Annotated in this window: 24 protein-coding genes and 1 pseudogene; 8 read left to right on the top strand and 17 right to left on the bottom strand. The window is 52.1% G+C overall.

Annotation, left to right across the window (positions count from 1 at the left end; all coding sequences use genetic code 11):
- Positions 1 to 32: 32 nt before the first annotated feature.
- The 10 genes from tolB to aspS form a co-directional block, all read right to left on the bottom strand.
- On the bottom strand, positions 33 to 1,304 hold the full coding sequence (gene tolB, locus IQ22_RS01540) for a Tol-Pal system beta propeller repeat protein TolB (RefSeq protein WP_244308884.1): 1,272 nt from the start codon (positions 1,302 to 1,304) through the stop codon (positions 33 to 35).
- A 26-nt stretch (positions 1,305 to 1,330) separates the two neighbouring features.
- Positions 1,331 to 2,455, bottom strand: a complete 1,125-nt coding sequence (tolA, locus tag IQ22_RS01535; RefSeq protein ID WP_145137002.1) for a cell envelope integrity protein TolA — start codon at positions 2,453 to 2,455, stop codon at positions 1,331 to 1,333.
- A complete protein-coding gene (tolR, locus tag IQ22_RS01530) occupies positions 2,455 to 2,901 on the bottom strand; it encodes a protein TolR (RefSeq protein ID WP_145136999.1) in 447 nt (148 codons plus the stop codon). The genes tolA and tolR overlap by 1 nt, the downstream gene beginning before the upstream one ends.
- Positions 2,902 to 2,912: 11 nt before the next feature.
- Positions 2,913 to 3,605, bottom strand: a complete 693-nt coding sequence (gene tolQ, locus IQ22_RS01525; protein WP_167654141.1) for a protein TolQ — start codon at positions 3,603 to 3,605, stop codon at positions 2,913 to 2,915.
- Between the two features lie 2 nt (positions 3,606 to 3,607).
- The gene (gene ybgC / locus IQ22_RS01520) at positions 3,608 to 4,054 is read right to left on the bottom strand and encodes a tol-pal system-associated acyl-CoA thioesterase (RefSeq protein ID WP_145136996.1); all 447 of its coding nucleotides are present in this window, start codon (positions 4,052 to 4,054) and stop codon (positions 3,608 to 3,610) included.
- 51 nt (positions 4,055 to 4,105) lie between these two features.
- Positions 4,106 to 5,158, bottom strand: coding sequence for a Holliday junction branch migration DNA helicase RuvB (gene ruvB, locus IQ22_RS01515; RefSeq protein WP_145136993.1), 1,053 nt, complete (start codon positions 5,156 to 5,158; stop codon positions 4,106 to 4,108).
- A 2-nt stretch (positions 5,159 to 5,160) separates the two neighbouring features.
- Positions 5,161 to 5,763 (bottom strand): Holliday junction branch migration protein RuvA, encoded by a 603-nt coding sequence (gene ruvA, locus IQ22_RS01510; protein WP_145136990.1) that lies wholly within the window; start codon positions 5,761 to 5,763, stop codon positions 5,161 to 5,163.
- An 11-nt stretch (positions 5,764 to 5,774) separates the two neighbouring features.
- Positions 5,775 to 6,299 carry a crossover junction endodeoxyribonuclease RuvC gene (gene ruvC / locus IQ22_RS01505; protein ID WP_145136987.1) on the bottom strand — a complete coding sequence of 175 codons (525 nt, stop codon included), beginning with the start codon at positions 6,297 to 6,299 and terminating at the stop codon, positions 5,775 to 5,777.
- Positions 6,300 to 6,416: 117 nt separating this feature from the next.
- A complete protein-coding gene (locus tag IQ22_RS01500; protein ID WP_145136982.1) occupies positions 6,417 to 7,163 on the bottom strand; it encodes a YebC/PmpR family DNA-binding transcriptional regulator in 747 nt (248 codons plus the stop codon).
- A gap of 64 nt (positions 7,164 to 7,227) precedes the next feature.
- The gene (gene aspS, locus IQ22_RS01495; RefSeq protein WP_145136979.1) at positions 7,228 to 9,003 is read right to left on the bottom strand and encodes an aspartate--tRNA ligase; all 1,776 of its coding nucleotides are present in this window, start codon (positions 9,001 to 9,003) and stop codon (positions 7,228 to 7,230) included.
- Positions 9,004 to 9,323: 320 nt separating this feature from the next.
- On the opposite strand from aspS, the gene IQ22_RS01490 reads away from it, so the two are divergent.
- The 3 genes and pseudogenes from IQ22_RS01490 (at position 9,324) to IQ22_RS23490 (ending at position 10,620) form a co-directional block, all read left to right on the top strand.
- A complete protein-coding gene (locus IQ22_RS01490; protein WP_145136976.1) occupies positions 9,324 to 9,794 on the top strand; it encodes a Dps family protein in 471 nt (156 codons plus the stop codon).
- Positions 9,795 to 9,966: 172 nt separating this feature from the next.
- Positions 9,967 to 10,311 (top strand): annotated as a pseudogene (locus IQ22_RS23805) (cold shock domain-containing protein membrane protein); the annotation flags it as partial.
- A 75-nt stretch (positions 10,312 to 10,386) separates the two neighbouring features.
- A complete protein-coding gene (locus IQ22_RS23490) occupies positions 10,387 to 10,620 on the top strand; it encodes a cold-shock protein (RefSeq protein ID WP_244308881.1) in 234 nt (77 codons plus the stop codon).
- Between the two features lie 48 nt (positions 10,621 to 10,668).
- On the opposite strand, the gene IQ22_RS01480 is transcribed toward IQ22_RS23490, so the two are convergent.
- Together IQ22_RS01480 and IQ22_RS01475 are read right to left on the bottom strand one after the other, a co-directional pair.
- Complete coding sequence (locus IQ22_RS01480) at positions 10,669 to 10,875, bottom strand: SlyX family protein (RefSeq protein WP_145136970.1); 207 nt, start codon at positions 10,873 to 10,875, stop codon at positions 10,669 to 10,671.
- A complete protein-coding gene (locus IQ22_RS01475) occupies positions 10,862 to 11,299 on the bottom strand; it encodes an HIT domain-containing protein (protein ID WP_145136967.1) in 438 nt (145 codons plus the stop codon). The genes IQ22_RS01480 and IQ22_RS01475 overlap by 14 nt, the downstream gene beginning before the upstream one ends.
- A gap of 415 nt (positions 11,300 to 11,714) precedes the next feature.
- On the opposite strand from IQ22_RS01475, the gene IQ22_RS01470 reads away from it, so the two are divergent.
- The 3 genes from IQ22_RS01470 to IQ22_RS01460 all read left to right on the top strand — a co-directional run bounded on the left by IQ22_RS01470 (position 11,715) and on the right by IQ22_RS01460 (position 15,851).
- The gene (locus IQ22_RS01470) at positions 11,715 to 13,013 is read left to right on the top strand and encodes an OprD family porin (RefSeq protein WP_145136964.1); all 1,299 of its coding nucleotides are present in this window, start codon (positions 11,715 to 11,717) and stop codon (positions 13,011 to 13,013) included.
- Positions 13,014 to 13,167: 154 nt separating this feature from the next.
- Positions 13,168 to 14,883, top strand: a complete 1,716-nt coding sequence (locus IQ22_RS01465) for a proline--tRNA ligase (protein ID WP_145136961.1) — start codon at positions 13,168 to 13,170, stop codon at positions 14,881 to 14,883.
- An 8-nt stretch (positions 14,884 to 14,891) separates the two neighbouring features.
- Entirely contained in the window at positions 14,892 to 15,851 is a 960-nt protein-coding gene (locus IQ22_RS01460) for a hypothetical protein (RefSeq protein ID WP_145136958.1), read from the top strand.
- A gap of 115 nt (positions 15,852 to 15,966) precedes the next feature.
- Here IQ22_RS01460 and IQ22_RS01455 read toward each other — a convergent pair whose 3' ends face one another.
- The 3 genes from IQ22_RS01455 to IQ22_RS01445 are packed head-to-tail and all read right to left on the bottom strand — an operon-like array spanning position 15,967 to position 17,959.
- Positions 15,967 to 16,239, bottom strand: coding sequence for an acylphosphatase (locus IQ22_RS01455; protein ID WP_145136955.1), 273 nt, complete (start codon positions 16,237 to 16,239; stop codon positions 15,967 to 15,969).
- Between the two features lie 2 nt (positions 16,240 to 16,241).
- On the bottom strand, positions 16,242 to 16,706 hold the full coding sequence (locus IQ22_RS01450) for a TlpA family protein disulfide reductase (RefSeq protein WP_145136952.1): 465 nt from the start codon (positions 16,704 to 16,706) through the stop codon (positions 16,242 to 16,244).
- The gene (locus IQ22_RS01445) at positions 16,703 to 17,959 is read right to left on the bottom strand and encodes a YihY family inner membrane protein (RefSeq protein WP_145136949.1); all 1,257 of its coding nucleotides are present in this window, start codon (positions 17,957 to 17,959) and stop codon (positions 16,703 to 16,705) included. The genes IQ22_RS01450 and IQ22_RS01445 overlap by 4 nt, the downstream gene beginning before the upstream one ends.
- A gap of 109 nt (positions 17,960 to 18,068) precedes the next feature.
- On the opposite strand from IQ22_RS01445, the gene arsC reads away from it, so the two are divergent.
- Positions 18,069 to 18,422, top strand: coding sequence for an arsenate reductase (glutaredoxin) (gene arsC / locus IQ22_RS01440; protein WP_145136946.1), 354 nt, complete (start codon positions 18,069 to 18,071; stop codon positions 18,420 to 18,422).
- Positions 18,419 to 19,024 carry an NAD(P)H:quinone oxidoreductase gene (gene wrbA, locus IQ22_RS01435; RefSeq protein ID WP_145136943.1) on the top strand — a complete coding sequence of 202 codons (606 nt, stop codon included), beginning with the start codon at positions 18,419 to 18,421 and terminating at the stop codon, positions 19,022 to 19,024. Before arsC ends, wrbA begins: the two co-directional genes overlap by 4 nt.
- A 36-nt stretch (positions 19,025 to 19,060) precedes the next feature.
- Here wrbA and hda read toward each other — a convergent pair whose 3' ends face one another.
- Positions 19,061 to 19,765, bottom strand: coding sequence for a DnaA regulatory inactivator Hda (hda, locus tag IQ22_RS01430; protein WP_145136940.1), 705 nt, complete (start codon positions 19,763 to 19,765; stop codon positions 19,061 to 19,063).
- Positions 19,762 to 20,847, bottom strand: coding sequence for an AI-2E family transporter (locus IQ22_RS01425; RefSeq protein WP_145136937.1), 1,086 nt, complete (start codon positions 20,845 to 20,847; stop codon positions 19,762 to 19,764). Before IQ22_RS01425 ends, hda begins: the two co-directional genes overlap by 4 nt.
- Positions 20,848 to 20,849: the final 2 nt, after the last annotated feature.

The raw sequence follows: 20,849 nt of genomic DNA, 5'->3' as shown, positions 1-20,849 counted from the left end.
AAGTGTTTTCTATAGAACAGATTATATTTCCGTCAGTTCAGGTAAGGGGACCAAGAAGGCTCGCGAACGTCGCCTTGAGTGGTAGGTAACGTAATGCGCACACGTCCATTAATGGACACAAGCATCAATACGCCTCGGTCCTGCTGGCGGGACGCGTAGATTACCATGGTGCCATTGGGCGCAACAGTGGGAGAGTCGTTCAGACTAGTGTTAGAAAGCACCCGAACACTGCCGCGCTGTAAGTCCTGGGCTCCAATCTGGAAATTGGTGAAACCTTCTTGACGATGCACCATGACCAAGGTTTTTTCATCAGCCGACAACTTCGGGTTAGCATTGTAGTTGCCTACGAAACTGACACGCTCCGCTCCACCACCGTTAACACTAGTGCGGTAGATCTGAGGCTTGCCGGACCGATCAGACGTGAAGTAAAGGCTCTGGCCATCCTTACCCCAGAAAGGCTCGGTATCAATGGCCGAATCGTTAGTTACACGTCGGATCTGACGTGAACCAAGATCCATTACATACACCTCAGGATTGCCATCTTTGGACAATACGAATGCCAAGCGATTGCCGTCCGGCGAGAAAGCTGGTGCACCGTTGAGGCCCGGGAAGTTAGTGATCTGCTCACGACGACCCGTATCTACATATTGGATGAAAATACGCGGGCGTTGCTGTTCAAAGGAAACGTAAGCGATGCGTTTTCCGTCAGGAGCAAAACGCGGCGATAAAATAGGCTCGCGAGACTGCAACAAGGTAACCGCACGAGCGCCATCGTAGTCAGAGCGCTGCAGCGTATAACGTGTATTATTTTCCGAAAAGCGCTCCGCCGTCACATACAACAATTTGGTAGAGAAAGCGCCTTTAATACCCGTAAGCTTTTCGAATGATTGATCTGAAATGTAATGCGCCATGTCACGCAGCTGATCCATGCTGCCACCAACACTTCCCGTCATGAGCTGCTGTTGCGTTGCCACATTGAACAGAGCGTACTGAATCTGCAAACGGCCACCATTGGGCACAATATTGCCAATCAGAACATAGCTTACCCCTAGCGCTTGCCAGTCCCGGTAAATTACTTCGCTTGCCTGGGTGGGCAGACTAAGCATGTTCTGCCGCTCGAACGGTGCAAACGAGCCGGAATTACGCAAATCGTTGCCAATGATGTTCGCCATGTCTTCGGGAAGCGGCTGTCCACCTTGCCAGCCGAAAGGCACCACGGCAATGGGAATGGCACGATCAGATCCGGACGTTACCAAAATATTCTTCTCTTGTGCTACAGCAAGTCCTGCGGCACAACAGAGCATAATAAGGAAGCCTCGAAGAATAGTGATCACAACGCTAAATCCTCAGGTCTAAAGGTCATTTTGAATGAACGGTAAGGACTGAAATCTTTAGGACTCAACCCTTGCATTTCGGTAATACGGCCTATGTTTTTCACAGCTGCCATAGCTGAGTTATCAAAAGCCCTGTTACCACTCGACTTTGCCACACTGACGCTGGTTATCGTTCCATCAGGCAACATAGCTATTTGCAGAATGACGGTAGTGCCGTTGTTTGTACCCGGAGGACGTGTCCATCCCTCTGCCGCACGCTGCCTGATCAGGTCATCGAAATCACCTGCGACCTCATCCCCTACCTCATCGGCCATCGCTTGTTGTCGCTGCGTATCGTCGGATAGCAGTTCAGCCAGGGCCTGAGCCTTTTTCTCTTCGGCTGCTTTACGGGCAGCCTCTTGCGCAGCTTTTTTCTTCGCCTCTTCGGCCGCCTTAGCCTTAGCTTGCTCAGCGGCCTTTTTCTTAGCTTCTTCAGCCGCCTGTTTTTTAGCAGCATCAGCCGCTGCTTTTTTCTTCGCCTCTTCTGCGGCAGCTGCAGCAGCCTTGGCTTTAGCCTCTTCAGCCGCTTTTTTCTTCGCTTCTTCGGCTGCAGCCTTTTTCTGAGCCGCCTCTTCCGCCTGACGCTTGGCCAGCTCGGATTTACGCTGCTGTTCGGCAGCCGCTTTTTCTTGAGCCGCTTTTTCAGCCTTAGCAGTAGCTTCCGCCCTGGCAGCTTCCGCCTTGGCCTCAGCTGCTTTTTGAGCGGCTTCTAATTGCTGGGCTTTTCGAGCATCCTCAGCTTTCTTTTGTTCCGTAGCTTTTTGTTCAGCCGCCCTGGCAGCCGCCGCTGCTGCAGCCTGCGCCTGCTGCTCAGCTTTCCTCTGCTCCATCTGCTCTGCTTCATATTGCCGAGCCGATGTTTTCTTGGCCTCACCAGCCAATTTCTGTTCCGTCTGTACTTGAGCCGGACTCTTGGACTTCAACTGGACCAAAGTGGCCTGCACAATCGGCTTTGATTGCGGTAAGTCAGGCGCCATGGCCCAACTTACGAACAACGCAGCGAATATAATGACGTGCAGGGCCACAGCCCAAATTACAGGCCAGAAATAGCTCTCGGAAGGAGAACGCTCACGGTCGTGCATCAAGGAGCCTCGGTAATCAAACCGACATTGGGCACACCGGCCGTTTGCAACCCGCCCATTGCGGCTGCGACCACCCCATAATTGACTGCCTTATCGCCACGAATAAATACCTGCGTATCAGGACGAGCCCTCATGATTTTGGTGACCTGTTCGGTCAATTGATCAATCGTCACGGCACTCGCACTTTCGCGCTGCCTTTCCGTCTCAACTTCTGTCCCTGTATTCCAATAGTAAGTGCCGTCCGCCTTGATCGAGATAGTCAGAATCTGCTTGTTATTGTCCTGGGGCATCGGCTGGCTGTCAGCACTAGGCAGGTCAACCTTGACCCCCTGGTTAATCATGGGAGCAGTCACCATAAAAATGACTAGCAGTACCAACATCACGTCGATGTAGGGCACTACGTTCATTTCTGCAACCGGTTTACGCTTGTGTCTTCCCCTAGCCATGGCAGTACCTATCACTCGTCGCTGGTATGGACTTTACGATGCAAAATGGCCTGGAACTCATCGGCAAAGGTGTAGTAACGACTAATCAGTGTTTCGGAGCGAGCCGCAAACCGGTTGTATGCGATAACAGCCGGAATAGCTGCGAACAAACCGATGGCTGTTGCGATCAATGCCTCGGCGATACCCGGAGCAACCGTAGCCAGCGTTGCCTGCTGTGCAGTAGCCAGGCCGCGGAAAGAGTTCATGATGCCCCATACAGTACCAAACAGGCCGACGTAAGGACTGGTAGAGCCTACCGTGGCCAAAAACGGCAAGCTCTGCTCAAGCTTTTCCTCTTCACGAGAAATAGCTACACGCATGGCACGCTGCACACCTTCCATAACAGCATCAGGATCCACGCCGGGTTGCTGACGCAAGCGGGAGAACTCCTTGAAACCTGCACGAAAAATCTGCTCGACCCCAGAGTCTGGATCAGGGTTGCTACCCGCCTGGCGATATAACTTAGAAAGATCGATACCCGACCAAAAACGCTCTTCAAAGCCCTCGAGTGCGCGCTTCGCCGCACGAATAGCATTAGCGCGCTGGATAATCATGATCCATGAGGTTACTGAGGCAGCCACCAGAATCAGCATGACCAGCTGAACTACGAGGCTGGCATTACTGACAAGGCTCCACATGGAGGTATGGTCGACTGTTGGTTCCACGCTTAATCTCCTGCTTGAAATAAGTCCGAATCGCCGGCGAATGCCGTACGCATAGCCTCAGGGATAGCCCTTGGCCTGAAATTGTCTGCACGAACACACGCAACCGTCACATAGCCCTCGCATAACAAGGCATCATCCTGCCGTCGCCGGACCTGCTGACAAAAACGCAAGCTTGCCCGCTTCAACTCAACCACTTGGGCCGTTACCTCAAGCTCATCGTCCAATCGAGCGGGCGCATAGTAGCGTGCCTCACTTGAATGAACGACAAACAGGATGTTTTCTTCCGCCAGACGGGACTGAACGAAGCCCAACGTACGCAACCTCTCGGTACGCGCCCGCTCCATGAATTTGAGGTAATTAACGTAAAAGACGACGCCTCCTGCATCGGTGTCCTCATAATAAACTCGACACCGTAGCGAAAACGGCCATGTATCAGATTGCGCGCGCATACTCTAGAACCAACTCTCGCCTTTGCCAATCGGAAATAGTTGCAACTGCGATTAGTTATTATCTTCTTCAAATAAATCCGGCACGGTTCCAGGCCCCATTCGCTTAGGAACGTTAAGCCCAAAATGGAGATAGGCATGGCGTGTTACTACGCGTCCTCTAGGAGTACGCATAATGTAACCTTGCTGAATCAGGTAAGGCTCTAAAACGTCCTCAATGGTATGACGCTCTTCACTGATGGCTGCCGCCAAGCTATCGACCCCTACTGGGCCGCCATCGAATTTATCAATCAAGGTCAGCAGCAGCCTACGGTCGAGATGGTCAAATCCGCGAGCATCCACATCCAGCAGATCCAATGCCTTATCAGCGATCTCCCGCGTAATGTGACCCTGAGCTTTCACCTCAGCAAAATCACGTACTCGACGCAAAAGCCGATTAGCGATCCGGGGCGTACCTCGTGCGCGCCGGGCAATTTCTAATGCACCTTCGGGCTCAATCCTCAAGTTCAGAATCTTAGCCGAGCGAATTACGATACTGGCCAGATCATCGATGCTATAAAACTCCAGACGCTGCACAATCCCAAAGCGATCACGCAACGGGTTGGTCAGCATACCCGCCCGGGTAGTAGCACCTACAAGCGTAAACGGCGGCAGATCCAATTTGATTGAACGCGCTGCCGGCCCCTCACCAATCATGATATCGAGCTGGTAGTCCTCCATGGCTGGATAGAGAACTTCCTCCACCACAGGCGACAAGCGATGAATCTCGTCTACGAAAAGGACGTCACCGGCTTCTAGATTGGTCAATAGCGCCGCGAGATCACCCGGACGCTCAAGCACCGGACCTGAAGTACTCTTGATCGCCACCCCCATTTCCTGGGCAATGATATTCGCCAGGGTGGTCTTACCAAGGCCAGGCGGCCCAAAGATCAAAGTATGATCCAAGGCCTCCCCTCGCCCCTTTGCAGCCTGGATGAACAGTGTCATCTGCTCCCGCACAACAGGCTGGCCAATATACTCCGCCAGCTTGAGCGGACGAATGGCACGGTCCTGCTGCTCCTCGCGATCACGTCCTGCAGCTGAAATAATTCGATCCGTTTCAATCATGATTACACCATGCCTTTCAAGGCACGACGGATGAGCTCTTCACTGCTCAAGCCTTTTTCTGCCACAGCCGCTACTGACCGACTAGCCTCCTGGGGCTTAAAGCCCAGGGACACTAGAGCACTGACTGCATCGGCTTCGCCATTGACGACCTGGCTGTTCGCCGGCTCAATTACCAACGAAGCAATAGCCGGCAGGCTTTCCCAAGCTTTGAAGCGATCTTTGAGCTCGACCAATAATCGTTCCGCAGTTTTCTTGCCAACCCCCGGAATCTTGACCAGCACTGACGTATCCTGAGCCTGCACACAGCGCACCAACTCATCAACCTCCAGACCGGACATCAAAGCCAAAGCCAGCTTCGGTCCAACGCCATTAAGCCTGATCAGCTCACGAAAAAGCTCTCGCTCGCGCTTTTCAGCAAAGCCATAGAGTAAATGGGCGTCCTCTCGGATCACGAGATGTGTGTGCAGCGTCACCGTCTCACCTACCGAAGGTAAGCGGTAAAGCGTGGTCATGGGAACTTCCAACTCGTACCCCAGACCGTTTACATCCACCATCAAATGAGGTGGCTGCTTTTCAACCAACGTACCGCGAAGACGTCCAATCACCGAAACACCTATCAGAGACGCAAGCGACCACTACGTCGGCGAGCACCTAAAAGACCATGAGGAGTAAGACTTTGACGCGTATGCGCATGACATAAGGCAATAGCCAGCGCATCGGAGGCATCGATCTGCGGCTTTTCGGTCAGCTTGAGCAGATGCATGACCATCATCATCACCTGCTCCTTGTCAGCTCCACCGGAGCCTACAATCGCTTGCTTGACCTGAGTAGCAGTGTACTCAGCGATTTCCAAGCCTGCCTCGGCGCCCGCCACGATAGCTGCCCCGCGCGCCTGGCCCAATTTGAGAGCGGAATCCGCATTACGGGCCATGAAGACCTGCTCAATGCCCATTGTGACCGGCTCGTAAAGGCCAATGACCTCACGTACACCGCGATACACAATCTGTAGCCGTTCAGGTAAAGGCCCGCTGCCGGTACGGATACAGCCGGAAGCTACATACTCGCACCCCTTGCCCACATCCCGCACCACACCGAAACCTGTAATCCGCGAGCCGGGATCAATGCCTAGCACAAGGGTCATCTATAACGTCCTTACCAGGCCAGGCCGGCCATAAAAGTGGCTGAGCACAGTCTCGCAATGCGTATCATGCCACCAACCACTATTTATTTCTTGTAAACAAGACAACTGAGAGAACACTCAGCTCAATTGAGCCATAACGTCTTCAGGAATCTCAGCATTGGAGTAGACGTTTTGCACATCGTCCAGATCTTCCAACATATCGATCAGCTTCAGAACTTTCTGCGCCGTCTCTACATCCAGTGGCGTCGTGGTAGAAGGAATCATTGAAATTTCAGCTTCTTCCGCCTTGAAACCAGCCGCCGTTAGCGCTTCGTTTACAGCAATAAAGTCAGTGAACGAAGTAAATACATCAACGGAGCCGTCGTCATGGCTGACAACGTCATCTGCGCCTGCTTCCAGTGCTGCCTCCATCAGAGCGTCTTCATCCACGCCAGGAGCAAAGCTGATCTGGCCCTTACGCTCAAACATATAGGCAACGGAGCCGTCGGTTCCCAGGTTACCACCGCACTTGCTGAAAGCATGGCGTACTTCAGCAGCCGTACGGTTTCGGTTGTCGGTCATAGCCTCTACGATCAAGGCTACACCGCTCGGCGCGTACCCTTCATAGGTCAGCTCTTCAACGCTATCGCCTTCGTTGGCACCAACACCACGGGCAATAGCCCGATCAATAGTGTCACGCGTCATATTCGCAGTTAGCGCCTTATCAACAGCCAAACGCAGACGCGGATTATCAGCCGGTACACCTCCACCCTGACGAGCCGCGACAGTCAGCTCACGAATGAGCTTAGTGAAAATTTTACCTTTTTTGGCATCCTGCCGCTCTTTGCGGTGTTTGATGTTGGCCCATTTGGAATGACCCGCCATAACGAACTCCACACACTCTTTAAATTAAAGGGCAGCCCTCTATAGAGCTGCCCGGTTGATCTCATTATTCAGCCTTGGGCTGCTCGCGCAGGCGAATATGCAATTCGCGCAAAGCTTTGGCGTCTACAGCACCTGGCGCCTGGGTCATTACATCCGCAGCGCTCTGCGTTTTTGGGAACGCAATGACTTCACGAATGGACTGCGCACCGGTCATCAGCATGACCAGACGGTCCAAACCAAACGCCAAGCCGCCATGGGGTGGTGCGCCATATTTCAAGGCATCGAGCAGGAAGCCGAATTTTTCTTGCTGCTCGTCCTCGCTGATCCCAAGCACACGGAAGACAGCCTGCTGCATGTCTTTACGATGGATACGAATCGAGCCGCCACCTAGTTCGGTGCCATTGAGTACCATGTCATAGGCACGCGACAAAGCCGCCCCAGGATTTGCTTCAAGCTCTTCCGGTGTGCACTTGGGTGAAGTGAATGGGTGGTGTAATGCTGAAAAACTGCCGTCATCGTTTTCTTCGAACATCGGGAAGTCGACAACCCACAGCGGTGCCCATTCACACGTTAACAGCTTCAGGTCATGACCTAGCTTAATACGCAGAGCGCCTAACGCATCGCTAACGACCTTGGCTTTATCTGCACCAAAGAACACGATGTCACCATCTACCGCGCCAACACGATCCAAAATTGCATTGAGGCTTGGCTCAGCAATGTTCTTAACAATTGGCGACTGCAGACCTTCCACACCTTGAGCACGACTATTGACCTTGATGTAAGCCAGCCCTTTCGCACCAAAGATACCTACATACTTGGTGTAGTCATCAATCTGCTTGCGCGGCATGCTGACACCACCCGGCACACGCAGCGCGGTCACACGGCACTTGGGGTCGTTTGCCGGACCGGCGAACACCTTGAAGTCCACATCCTTGAGCAAGTCAGCTACATCTACCAGCTCTAGTGGGTTCCGCAGATCCGGCTTGTCGGAGCCGTAGCGGCGCATGGCTTCTTCGAAAGTCATGTGCGGAAAATCACCAAACTCTAGATCCAGCACTTCTTTAAAGAGGGAGCGAATCATGCCCTCCGTAATCCCCATGATATCCTGCTCATCAAGGAAGCTGGTCTCGATGTCGATCTGAGTAAACTCTGGCTGACGATCGGCGCGCAGGTCCTCGTCGCGGAAGCATTTGGCAATCTGGTAATAGCGGTCGAAGCCCGCCACCATGAGCAGCTGCTTAAAAAGCTGGGGCGACTGCGGTAGTGCGAAGAAACTACCAGGATGAGTACGACTAGGAACCAGATAGTCACGCGCACCTTCAGGCGTGGCACGCGTCAGGATTGGCGTTTCAACATCCATGAAGCCTTGTTCGTCAAGATAACGACGAATACTCGAGGTAATATTGGAACGCAGCTTGAGTTTGGCAGCCATTTCCGGACGACGCAGATCAATGAAGCGGTAACGCAGTCGCGTTTCTTCACCGACATCGGAGTATTCATCTAACGGGAACGGCGGTGTTTCTGCCTGGTTAAGCACTTCAAGATCATACCCCAGCACTTCGATCGCACCGGAGGCCATGTTCGGGTTCACAGCTCCAGCAGGACGCAGCCGGACCTTACCGCTCACCTTAACCACATATTCACTGCGAACACGATCTGCCTTAGCAAAAGTTTCGGCACGATCTGGGTCGAACACTACCTGAGCCAGGCCTTCACGATCACGTATATCCAGGAAAATCACTCCTCCATGGTCACGCCGACGGTGAACCCATCCACACAGAGTGACTTCCTGGCCGTCCAGGCTCTCGTTCAATTGGCCGCAATAATGGCTGCGCATCATGGTCGTGTTTCGCTTCTCTTCAGTCCGGAATGTAAAAGCATATGGATACACACTGATTCACGAGTGCTGGCAGCGGACTCCGTCATGGTGTGAAAGACCTCATCAAGGCCGTTTCCAAATGCTTCTTGTGCAAAAGAAAGATTCTATAACATTTGCAGAGTATGGCGCAGCCGGACCATGACAGGCTGTGGGAGTTCATTAGCTCCGTTCATGCTCCATCGAACTTGCCGACAGCTCCTGCCTCCAATGCCTGACCTGCTATAAAAGCGCTTATGTTAGTCTTTGAATTTCTCAATGTGACTGTCCAAGGGGAGAGTGGTATGGAAATCAATATTGGAATCACCGAACAGGATCGAGCCGCCATTGCCGAAGGTTTGTCCCGCCTGCTGGCAGATACCTACACGTTGTACCTGAAAACCCACAATTTTCACTGGAACGTAACAGGGCCTATGTTCAACACTCTACATACCATGTTCGAAACTCAATATACCGAACTGGCAGTAGCGGTAGACGATATCGCCGAGCGGATTCGAGCACTGGGCTTTATGGCACCTGGCACATACTCTGCCTATTCGAAGCTTTCCAGCATTAAAGAAGAGGAAGGCATTCCTGACGCACAAGATATGATCCGTCTTCTCATACAAGGACAGGAAGCAGTGATCCGCACTGCTCGAGGCATTTTCCCTGCCGCTGACAAAGCGAGCGACGAGCCTACTGCCGACTTGCTAACCCAGCGCATGCAGATCCATGAGAAGACCGCTTGGATGTTGCGCAGCCTGCTCGCTAATTGATAGTAAAAAGCCCGGCCAGCCGGGCTTTTTTTCGTAACAAACAATCAACACTTGATCTTTGCAATGCATTGATTGAGAAGGCATCCCCTTTACGGTTAAATAACACCATGTGCTTATGCACATAAGCTGACTACATTAAAGGCCCCTATCAAGGTCAACAACATCGATCAGCTTGTTTTTTATCCAAGGTGATACCATTTTGAATACACTTACATTTGTTCACATCGCATCGGGTGTCGCTGCCCTTTCGTTAGCTTTGACTTCCTCCTTACAGGCAGAAAAACCCCATTTCCTACATCACCCTGAAGCCCTTTACATGGCTTTTCTTGGCTTACTAACCTTCGCATCTACCCCCTCCCCGCAAGGAAGCAAAAAAAGCGTTATGCAAACGCTTTCCTTGACCTTGCTCGTAATCGCCATTCTTTTTCAAGCTACGGCGCTATTTACGACCTATGCGATACCCGGACTGCCGTCGAGTACCGCTATCATTCTTTTGATTGCAGCAATCGCAACCCTGATTCATATCGTCGATATATGTCAGAGCAAAGCCCCAGGCGCCCTCCCTCACTATTCCCCTTCCCGCTCTTCAGCATTGAGCGCTCCCTTAGCGCAAGGTAGGGAAATCGGTACGGTAAAGTGGTTCAACACGTCTAAGGGATTCGGATTTATTTCTCGCGATCAGGGCGAGGATATCTTTGTTCACTTCCGCGCCATTCGTGGAGAGGGGCACCGGGTTCTGGTTGAAGGTCAGCGCGTAGAGTTTTCCGTTATTCAAAGAGACAAGGGCCTGCAAGCCGAAGATGTCACTCTCTCCTTTTCCGACTAAAACAGACCGGCCCTGTAAAATGGGCCGGCCCATTTGAAAAGACGCTAATCAATAGTGAGGAGGAGGCGCTTCGTCGTCACCTCCTCCTTGAGCTAGGGCCATTTCAGCCTGACGGCGAGCTAGTACTTCTACTTGCAACTGCAGCCGTTCGATGCGCTTTTGTTGATCGACAATAATATCGTTCAACGTTTGGATCAGATCATCTTGAAAAGCTTGGCGCACTTCGAGCTCAGCGATTCGATCATCGTTCATCATGACGTATCTCCTCTTTCAACTCATCTGCTAGCACCGCTTGAAGCTTGCCTTTTAATTGTTCGAGCATTCCAACCTGGTAAGGTTTCGCTGGAGCCTGCCCCCATACAGGTCCTGGCCAGGCAGCATCCGTCTCGAAACGAGCAACAACATGAACGTGCAACTGGGCGACTATGTTCCCTAAGTTTGCAACATTCATTTTTCGGGCAACGGTTAAATCACGCAACTTGCTGGCCACTAGAGAAATTTCCCGCATCAGTTGAGCCTGATCCTCAACCGTCAGATCGAAAACTTCAGTAACGTCAGGCACCCGTGGAATGAGTATTACCCAAGGGTAGTTGGCATCCTTCATAAGCCGCACCGTACACAGCGGCAGTTCACCTATTGAAACCGTGTCGTTTTCAAGACGACTATCAAGCTTGAACATAACACCTCATGTAAAAATACAAGCTAGCGAAGGCTACATCAGTAAGCATTAAAAACTCGGCAGCGCACCACAATAAGGCACAACTGTACTACGCTGATCATGCGTCGCCCTAAAACAGGCTCAAAATGCCTGAATAAGGGCAGCGTTTCTTTGCTTTTTTACAAAAAACCGTTTGTGCACGTTCCTTGCTAAGCTTTCGCTCAATAACTGGGATACTCGTATGCCGGAATTGTTACGCCAAGAGGATGAGACAAGGCGATATCTATTCGGGACATACATGTAACCCATGGAATAGCCTTAAACTAAACAAGGGAACTTTCCAAGAAAAGTACTTGGGTGCTATAAGTGGCGCCGAATAAGAACAACCTGCTACGTGTAACGATGGCAGTATTTTCAATCCAAAGGAGCAATCACAATGCAAGTGATGAAGTGGAGCATTATTGCCCTGGCCGTAGCTGCCGGGACCACTCAAATGGCAGTAGCGAGCGAACAGTCAGAATCAAAAGGCTTCGTCGAAGACAGCAGCCTAACTCTTATCAACCGTAATTATTACTTTAATCATGATGGGAAAAATGGAGCTGGCGACGGTCGAGACTGGTCACATGCAGTATTAACTGATTTCAATTCAGGCTTTACTCAAGGAACTGTAGGATTTGGCGTTGACTTGTTTGCCTACCTTGGCCTTAAGCTTGATGAGGTTCAGGGTGGCGCAGGAAATGTGCCTATTCGTGACGGCGGCGACGCTGCTGATGACTGGAGTCACGTAGGTGGCGCAGTAAAATTGCGTATATCTAATACCGTGTTGAAATATGGTCAAATGGCGCCTACCGCTCCTGTCTTTGCAGTTGGCGGCTCTCGTATTTTCCCTCAAACCGCTACCGGTTTTAGCTTGATTAGCAGTGAAATTGAAGGTCTAGATCTAAACGCTGGACACTTCACTTCGACTACAGGTCCTCGCGGTCAAAGTAACCACGAACCCTTGACCGCAGGCTATGCCGGAGTTGATGCTAAAAGCGCTGACTATCTAGGCGGCAGCTATGCTGTTAATGACAACATGAGCATCAGCCTATATGGCTCAGAATTTGAAGATATTTGGCGCCAATACTACGGCAATGTTAACTACGCATTACCTTTGAGTAACAATCAAGCACTAACCTTCGATATTAATATTTACCGTACGCTTGATGAGGGCAGTAAAGAAGCTGGCGACATTAATAACACTACTTGGTCCTTAGCTGGAGCTTACTCCGTTAGTGCTCATACCTTCACACTTGCCTATCAACAAGTTAGAGGCGACACTCCTTTTGATTATATAGGGACTGGCGACGAAATTAGTACTGGTGACTCTATTTTCCTGGCCAATTCCATCCATGTTTCTGACTTCAATGGTCCTAGCGAAAAATCTTGGCAAGCACGCTATGACTTAAACATGAGTACATATGGCGCGCCAGGCTTAAGCTTTATGACTCGCTACGTGAAAGGCTGGGATGCTGACGGCACTAAAGCTGATGGCGGAGCGTATGCTGATCTTTATGGTAATAATGGTAAGCATCATGAGCTCGACCTAGAAGCTAGATATGTCGTTCAAAGTGGACCAGCCAAAGACCTTTCTCTTCGCTTTCGTCAAGCATTTCATCGTGGGAACAGCGACTATGCCGATGGCGACACCAACCAAACTCGCCTAATGATCGAATATCCATTAAGCATCCTCTAAGCAGAAAGGCTTATGAATAAAAATACCCGGCTTGCCGGGTATTTTTATTCAATGGATAGAAACATATGTTTTATAAGAAATCTATCGGTTCTATACGGTTTAGACTAACCCACCGTACAATGCCTTTTTCGCCGATCAGAATAGACCTGTCCTCATGCGTACAAGCCAGTATCTGCTCTCTACTCTTAAAGAAACCCCTGCGGATGCAGTGGTTATCAGTCATCAACTGCTCTTACGCGCCGGAATGATCCGCAAGCTGGCTTCAGGACTGTATACCTGGCTGCCACTGGGCTTGCGTGTGTTACGCAAGGTAGAAGCAGTAGTGCGCGAGGAAATGAATGCCGCTGGCGCTCTGGAGGTATTGATGCCAGCCATTCAGCCTGCCGAGCTATGGCAGGAATCGGGCCGCTGGGAGCAATACGGCCCGGAGCTACTACGTCTTAAGGACCGCCATCAGCGCGACTTCTGCGTAGGCCCAACTCATGAAGAAGTGATTACCGATATGGCACGCAATGAGCTCAACAGCTACAAGCAGTTGCCTATCAATATGTACCAGATTCAGACGAAATTCCGTGATGAGATCCGTCCCCGTTTCGGCCTGATGCGCGGACGTGAGTTCATTATGAAGGACGCTTACTCCTTCCATATGACCCAGGATTCACTCCAGCAAACCTACGAGCGGATGTACCAAGCATACTGCAATATCTTTACGCGCCTGGGCCTGAACTTCCGCCCAGTCGAAGCGGATAACGGCTCAATCGGAGGCAGCGGCTCGCATGAGTTCCATGTACTCGCAAGCTCCGGCGAAGACGATATTGTATTTAGCGACAGCTCCGAGTACGCCGCTAACATTGAGAAAGCCGAAGCATTACCTCGAGAGCGCGCTCGGGGGCCTGCTACAGAAGAGCTGCGCCTTGTAGATACGCCAGACACCAAAACCATTGCTGCGCTGGTAGAAAACTTTGGGCTACCCATTGAAAAAACCATCAAAACGCTGATTGTGCATGGTGTCGAGAAAGGTACGTTAGTAGCACTAATTGTTCGTGGTGATCATGAACTCAACGAAATCAAGGCAGGCAATCAAGCTCTGGTAGCCAGTCCGCTAACATTTGCCAGCGAAGCCGAGGTACGTGAAGCTATTGGCGCCGGCCCAGGGTCACTCGGCCCGCTGAATCTGCCCATGCCCTGCATTATTGATCGCTCAGTTGCCATGATGAGCGACTTCGCTGCAGGCGCAAACATCGATGACAAGCACTACTTCGGCGTGAACTGGGAGCGTGACCTACCTCTTCCAGACGTTGCAGACCTACGTAACGTAGTTGCAGGTGATCCCAGCCCGGACGGCAAAGGCACTCTGGTCATCAAGCGCGGCATTGAAGTTGGCCATATTTTTCAGCTGGGCACCAAGTACAGCGAGGCCATGAACCTGACGGTACTGAGCGAACAGGGTAAACCTGTTACCTTGACCATGGGTTGCTATGGTATTGGCGTGTCTCGTGTTGTGGCGGCAGCAATCGAGCAGAACCATGATGACCGTGGTATTACCTGGCCTATAGCATTGGCTCCTTTCCAGGTGGCCCTGGTCCCGCTCAAGTATGAGACGCCCAGCGTGCGGGAGGCCACCGACGCTCTATATGCACGTCTGCAGGCAGCAGGGTTCGATGTATTACTTGATGACCGTGACAAAAAGACCAGCCCGGGCGTCAAATTTGCTGATATGGAATTGATCGGCATTCCTCATCGTATCGTCGTGAGTGACCGTGGCCTGAACGAAGGTGTCCTAGAGTACAAAGGTCGCCTCGATCAGGAGAGTCAGAACATGCCGATCGATGAAGTGCTGCCATTCCTGGAAGCGCGCATCAATCGTTGAGCAAAGACATGTTTTTACGAAACGCCTCTTTCTTACTGCCCGTCACGCTTGCCTGCGTGACGGTACTTCCCGGCTGCGCCAATCAGCTGCCTCAGCGCAGCGAACATGAAGAACGTGTCGATCGCAAGCTAGTTGAGCACACGCTGCAAATCGATGCCAGAGAGAAAGAGGCACTCGAACTGCCACAGCGCCGGGTCAAGATTCTTGATCAGCACCGTTATGAAGTGACGCAGTTCGAGGTCACGCGCCATTATGATCGCTATACCCCTTACCAACTCTGGCGAGAACTTTATGAAGTTCCCCTAGGGGGCGTGACATTAGTCATGGGTATAAGTGCGAACATCCTTAATGTTCCGCTGCTGGGCAACCTGCCCAACAGCGCGACTCATGGACTCGTGCAGTATGGAATCGATGGGCTAAATCCGTTTATGAATGTCGAGTCGAACGGCCGTTCTGAACAAAATCTGGCCAGTATTGATGAGAAACAAGTGGACCAAAGGACGGAATATACTAGCCTTCCCTGGGCCGAACGCCCCGTTTCAGTTAAGGCCGGTAAGGGCACTTACGACTTCCTGACTGACAAAAACGGAGGCTTCCGCCTCAATCTTCTCGATGAGCCCTTTGCCGAGCACGACATTAGCCGTATTGGTCGACTAGAGATTCATGTCGAGGACCCTCAGGATCATACTTGGGCGAGCAAATCATTGCTCGTCAGTAGGAACCTGCGCAGCAAACTGCTCGAGGCCCATGAACTGATTTATGATGACCTTGAAGAAGATGATGTGCCCCGCTGGGTTCATCGCGTCAAGCGCCTTGTTGAGTTAGGACTTGATGAAGAAGCCAATACACTGGAACAAAACCTTATTGAGCTCACACATAACGACCCTGAGCTGCAACAAGAATTTATACAGGCTTTAGCCAAAGCCATGCCCAAAATCGAAGCGTTTGAAAAGCGCTCGGCTCTTTAAATCCAGCGCAAGACCAGAGCATTCCGCTTGGATGTGAAGAAATCTTACAGAGCGGTGATAGCAATATCTTATGGTAGAAACACACCGCCAACATGCCTACCCAGATGATGCGCTACTAGCGGATACGGAAATCCATAGCACCTTCTAATAGACATGACTCTTTCTCGAACTTAACAACGCTAGCGTGTTCAGGACCTTGCCGTAACCACGCTTTGAATGCTTCAAGCGCTTCGGGTTCGCCTTCAGCCAAGAGCTCAACACGGCCATCTGTGAGATTACGCACCCATCCTGTAACGTTAAGCTGCTCTGCTTTACGCCGAGCGCTTTCACGATAGCTGACACCCTGAACACGGCCGCTAATATGGATGTGCCATGCCTCCCGCCTCATGATCAGGAGTCTTTCTCTAAGGCCGTTATCCGCTGACGAATGGCCTCGGCTGTCTGCTCACCGACCAGATGAGCCCTTACCTTACCGTGCGGGTCGATTAGATAGGTGGCCGGCAGCACATTGCTGACAGGTAAAGAAAAATATGTCGCCGGATCGCTCTGGAACACACCATAGCGAATAGACATTTTTTCTGCACTCTGTCGCAGGGCCTCGCCTTGCAAGTGATCATAATTGACTCCCCATACGGCAATCTCACCCTCTGATTGAGCCAAGGCGTTCAGTTCAGGAATTTCCTTATGACATGGGCCGCACCATTCCGCCCAGTAATTAATGACCAACCAGCGGTCTTCCCACTGTGAACGATTGATCTTCTGGCCATGCTGATCGAGACCAAAATCAGGTGAACACGCTGCCAGCAGAACAGCGAGTAGCAACAGTAGCCCATGCCTTAAGATTCGCACATTCATACAGACTGTGTTTCCTGTGTTGATACGGATTGGACAGATGGCCGCAACCACTGAGCGAGACTTCCCCCCAAAAGTTTTTCCTGCTGGGCTTGGACTTGTAGCAAAGCCTCGCGCAATGGAGGATACCAGTCATGCCGGCAGCGCTCGACCATAGGAAGCCGGTTACCTGTTGGTAAATGCCAAGGGCTCTTCTGCAGCAACTCAGTCAGTGCGTAGGTATTCAAATCCCGACAGAGCACCCAACCTCCCCCACTGGTGTGGCACACCAATTTTTCGCGCTCCAGGAAGTCCAGAATGGCCTGCCATTCTTCCCCTGGCAATCGCCAGCCACTTTTCTGCAAGGAGGGCAAATCCAACGATGCTCCTGTCTGCTGTCGATCGAGAAAGACTCGCAGGACACCCAGCAAAACCAAAGAAGTCGGTAACGGATCACGCCGCCAGTGCTTGGAAGACGACAGGTTGCATACCAATTCGGCGCCAAACAGTACGATTAGCCAGGACACGTAGATCCAGACCAAGAACAAGGGAATCGTGGCAAAGGCTCCATAAATTAACTTGTAGCCTGGAAAGAAAATGACATAAAGCCCAAACAAACTCTTGGCTGCCTCGAACAGCACAGCGGTGAACACGCCACCGATCAGAGCGTGCTTGAGCGGCACCCGCGTATTGGGCACGGCTGCATAGAGCAGCGTAAAGGCCGCCATACTAAAGATCAGCGGCATGAACTTGAACAGCACCGCGACACCAAGCACGGCATAACGCCCGGACAGGAGGGACAGTGAGGTTAGGTAGGTGCTTACGGCAAAGCCGGCACCCAGTAGCAACGGCCCCAGGCTGAGAATGGCCCAGTACAGCAAAAAGCTCGAGATGCCCCGGCGAGGCTGGGTGACACGCCAGATATCATTGAAGGTTTTCTCAATGGTGATCAGCATGGTAATGGATGTCACGGCCAGCAGGGCTACACCAATCCAGGTCAAATGCCGCGCCTGCTCGATGAAACCGCGCAAGTGCTGCTCTAGCGTCTCGCCCGTTGACGGTACGAAATTCCGGAAGATAAAAACTTGAATCTGCTCTTCCGTACCCTGAAAGGCTGGGATTGCCGATACCATGGCAAACGTTACGGTCATCATAGGCACGACGGCGAATAAGGTCGTGTAGGTCAAGGCTGCCGCATTATTGGGCGCTCGGTCGTTCATGAATCGCTTGACCAGGAAGCGGCCCCATTCGATTGCATCGCTCAGGCGTTGGCGCATCCGCAGTTTCTCCGTTTACCCTGATGGATATGACCGGTACAACGCTCATTCAGACCACCCGGCAAGCCCGTTAGAATAGCGGGCTCCTTCACTAGGATGCGACCTTTCCATGACCGAAACCCTGTTCTTTCACAATCCGCGCTGCTCGAAATCACGTGGCGCTCTAGAGTTGCTGCAGGAAAAAAACCTGGATATCCGGGTTGTCCGCTATTTGGAAAATCCTCCCAGCGCGGCGGAACTTAAAGTTTTGCTGGACAAGCTTGGCATGCCTGCCCGCAAGCTGTTGCGCACAGGTGAAGAGATTTACAAGACGCTGAATCTGGCTGATCCAGGCCTGTCTGAAGAGGCTTTGATCGATGTCATGGTTACCCATCCCATTCTAATCGAGCGTCCAATCTTGATCGTAGGCAACAAAGCCGTGATTGGCCGTCCGCCAGAGACCGTTTTGGAGCTCCTGCCATGAGCAATACGCCTTACATTTTGGTTTTGTTCTACAGCCGCCATGGCGCAACAGCCCAAATGGCTCACCAAATTTCACGTGGCGTGGAAATGGGCGGGATGGAAGCACGGATACGAACGGTTCCCTCCGTATCGGCTACGTGCGAGGCAACTACCCCAGAAATTCCTGCTGAGGGAGCGCTGTACGCTACCCTGGACGACTTGCGAAATTGCAGCGGTCTCGCCCTGGGCAGCCCAACGCGTTATGGCAACATGGCGGCCTCGCTCAAATATTTTCTAGACGGGACCAATAGCCTCTGGCTCACCGGCGAGTTAGTAGGCAAACCGGCGGCCGTATTCACGTCCACGGCGAGCCTGCATGGCGGTCAAGAAAGTACGCTGCTTTCTATGATGTTACCTCTGCTGCATCATGGCATGCTTATAGCGGGCCTGCCCTACAGCGAAAGTGCTTTGCTGGAAACTCGAGGCGGGGGAACGCCTTATGGAGCAAGCCATTTTGCCGGAACGGATGGCAAACGCCCGCTGGATGAACATGAGATCACATTATGCCGCGCCTTAGGGCGGCGCTTGGCAGAGACAGCCCAGAAGCTCTCGAGCAAGCGTTGACTTCAGAAATAGCGGCCTGCTAGTAGGCCAGGTCCGCTACCAGCGCATGATTTGCTTGACGAAGGGAATCGTCAGCTTGCGTCGAGCTTGTAGCGAAGCGTGATCAAGCCGTTCAAGAACTTCGAACAGGGCATTCATGCTGCGCGAGCCGCGGGTAAGGATATAGCGTCCTACCTCTTCGTTGAGGTGCAAACCTCGACGCGAAGCCCGGAGTTGAAGGGCACGTAGCTTGTCTTCGTCAGATAGCGGATGGAGCTGAAAAACCAGTGCCATGGTCAGGCGTGACTTGAGGTCAGGCAGCTTGACTGGTAACGATCGTGGCGGCACCGAGCCGGACAGCAGTAGCCGCTTGCCAGCATCCCGCACCCGATTGAAAAGATGAAACATGCCCTCTTCCCATTCTCGCTTACCCGCCAAGGCATCCAGATCGTCCAGGCAGACCAGTTCGCACTGCTCAAGGTTGTCGAAAAGTGCAGGACCATAATCGGACAGCTCGGCCATGGGGAGATACACCGCCTGCTCGCCTAACTGATAGAAACGCAAACAAGCTGCCTGCATCAGATGGCTTCGTCCTACTCCTTCTCCTCCCCATAGATAGATCAGGTTTTCGGCCCAGCCGGCGTCCCGCTCGCACAAACGCTCCACATACCCCAGCGCGGCAGCATTGGCGCCGGGGTAGTAATTGGCAAAGGTGGCGTCATCGCGGAGACGAACACCCAAAGGAAGTTGTATAGGTTTCATGCCGTGTCTGGCGGCTCGCTGACGTCACGGGGTTTTGAGTAAAGGTCGGAAAGTTTATACAAATCATGAACATGGCGCAGCAGTACCATCATAATGGCCGCTACTGGCAGTGCCAGGAGAATACCGCTGAAACCGAACAATTGGCCACCGGCCAATACAGCAAAGATAACGGCCACTGGATGCAGGCCGATCCGATCGCCTACTAGCAAGGGTGTTAGTAGCATACCCTCTACCATCTGACCCGTCACGAAAACAGCTAGAATGGCTAGTAGCGAATAGCCTTCGAGACCGAACTGAAAAAAGCCCGCTATCATCGCGGCAGTAAGCCCAATAGCAAACCCCATGTAAGGCACAATGCTGGCGAGCCCTGCGAGAGTACCGATCAGCAGGCCCAACTCCAGTCCGACCAGCATTAAGCCGACCGCATAGATCACGCCCAACCCCACCATGACCATAAGCTGTCCGCGCAGAAAGGCTCCAAGTACTTCATGGCAGTCTCGTACCAGCCGGTTGACCAAGGCCTCGTGACGGCGCGGCAATAAGCTGTGAAGCCTTGCCACCATGACATCCCAATCCCGTAACAAATAAAAGCTGACGACCGGAATCAATAGAGCATTGCCCAGCCAGCCTAGAATGGCTAAGCCTGACGTAGTGGCCTGTGCCACAATGATTCCAACAATATCGGTAGTACGGTCTAGATGGCTGCTTATTACCGCCTTGATACGGTCGAAACGCCAGAAACTGTCGGCAAGTCCTAAATTTACTTGTATCCAAGGCAGCGCCTTGAACTGCAGCCAGTCGAGCATGAGTGGCATGAGCTCATAAAGCCGCATTAGTTGACGGAACAACAGCGGCACAATGATTAGCAGCAGGCCCAATAAAATAAGCAGAAAAATTAGGTAAACAATCAGAACGGACAGGGTACGAGACAAGCCCAGCCGCTCTAGACGATCAACCAAGGGATCTCCCAGATAGGCCAGCAGCATACTAACCAGAAAAGGCGAAAGAATCGGTTGTACAGAATGTAACAGCCACAGCACAAGCGCCAATCCGCCTATGACATACCAGCGGCGTGAAATCATGT

The organism is Pseudomonas duriflava (assembly GCF_007830155.1).
Classification (GTDB): domain Bacteria; phylum Pseudomonadota; class Gammaproteobacteria; order Pseudomonadales; family Pseudomonadaceae; genus Chryseomonas; species Chryseomonas duriflava.
This window is presented reverse-complemented; position numbering and strand designations above follow the sequence as displayed.

Coding starts and splice junctions, on each gene's coding strand:
- ruvB (WP_145136993.1), bottom strand. CDS start 5,158: ATGATTGAAACGGATCGAATTATTTCAGCTGCAGGACGTGATCGCGAG.
- IQ22_RS01490 (WP_145136976.1), top strand. CDS start 9,324: ATGGAAATCAATATTGGAATCACCGAACAGGATCGAGCCGCCATTGCC.
- IQ22_RS01455 (WP_145136955.1), bottom strand. CDS start 16,239: ATGAGGCGGGAGGCATGGCACATCCATATTAGCGGCCGTGTTCAGGGT.
- tolR (WP_145136999.1), bottom strand. CDS start 2,901: ATGGCTAGGGGAAGACACAAGCGTAAACCGGTTGCAGAAATGAACGTA.
- IQ22_RS01465 (WP_145136961.1), top strand. CDS start 13,168: ATGCGTACAAGCCAGTATCTGCTCTCTACTCTTAAAGAAACCCCTGCG.
- ybgC (WP_145136996.1), bottom strand. CDS start 4,054: ATGCGCGCGCAATCTGATACATGGCCGTTTTCGCTACGGTGTCGAGTT.
- tolA (WP_145137002.1), bottom strand. CDS start 2,455: ATGCACGACCGTGAGCGTTCTCCTTCCGAGAGCTATTTCTGGCCTGTA.
- wrbA (WP_145136943.1), top strand. CDS start 18,419: ATGAGCAATACGCCTTACATTTTGGTTTTGTTCTACAGCCGCCATGGC.
- IQ22_RS01460 (WP_145136958.1), top strand. CDS start 14,892: ATGTTTTTACGAAACGCCTCTTTCTTACTGCCCGTCACGCTTGCCTGC.
- IQ22_RS01470 (WP_145136964.1), top strand. CDS start 11,715: ATGCAAGTGATGAAGTGGAGCATTATTGCCCTGGCCGTAGCTGCCGGG.
- IQ22_RS01445 (WP_145136949.1), bottom strand. CDS start 17,959: ATGCGCCAACGCCTGAGCGATGCAATCGAATGGGGCCGCTTCCTGGTC.
- hda (WP_145136940.1), bottom strand. CDS start 19,765: ATGAAACCTATACAACTTCCTTTGGGTGTTCGTCTCCGCGATGACGCC.
- ruvC (WP_145136987.1), bottom strand. CDS start 6,299: ATGACCCTTGTGCTAGGCATTGATCCCGGCTCGCGGATTACAGGTTTC.
- IQ22_RS01500 (WP_145136982.1), bottom strand. CDS start 7,163: ATGGCGGGTCATTCCAAATGGGCCAACATCAAACACCGCAAAGAGCGG.
- IQ22_RS01425 (WP_145136937.1), bottom strand. CDS start 20,847: ATGATTTCACGCCGCTGGTATGTCATAGGCGGATTGGCGCTTGTGCTG.
- IQ22_RS01480 (WP_145136970.1), bottom strand. CDS start 10,875: ATGATGAACGATGATCGAATCGCTGAGCTCGAAGTGCGCCAAGCTTTT.
- aspS (WP_145136979.1), bottom strand. CDS start 9,003: ATGATGCGCAGCCATTATTGCGGCCAATTGAACGAGAGCCTGGACGGC.
- arsC (WP_145136946.1), top strand. CDS start 18,069: ATGACCGAAACCCTGTTCTTTCACAATCCGCGCTGCTCGAAATCACGT.
- IQ22_RS01475 (WP_145136967.1), bottom strand. CDS start 11,299: ATGTTCAAGCTTGATAGTCGTCTTGAAAACGACACGGTTTCAATAGGT.
- IQ22_RS01450 (WP_145136952.1), bottom strand. CDS start 16,706: ATGAATGTGCGAATCTTAAGGCATGGGCTACTGTTGCTACTCGCTGTT.
- tolB (WP_244308884.1), bottom strand. CDS start 1,304: ATGCTCTGTTGTGCCGCAGGACTTGCTGTAGCACAAGAGAAGAATATT.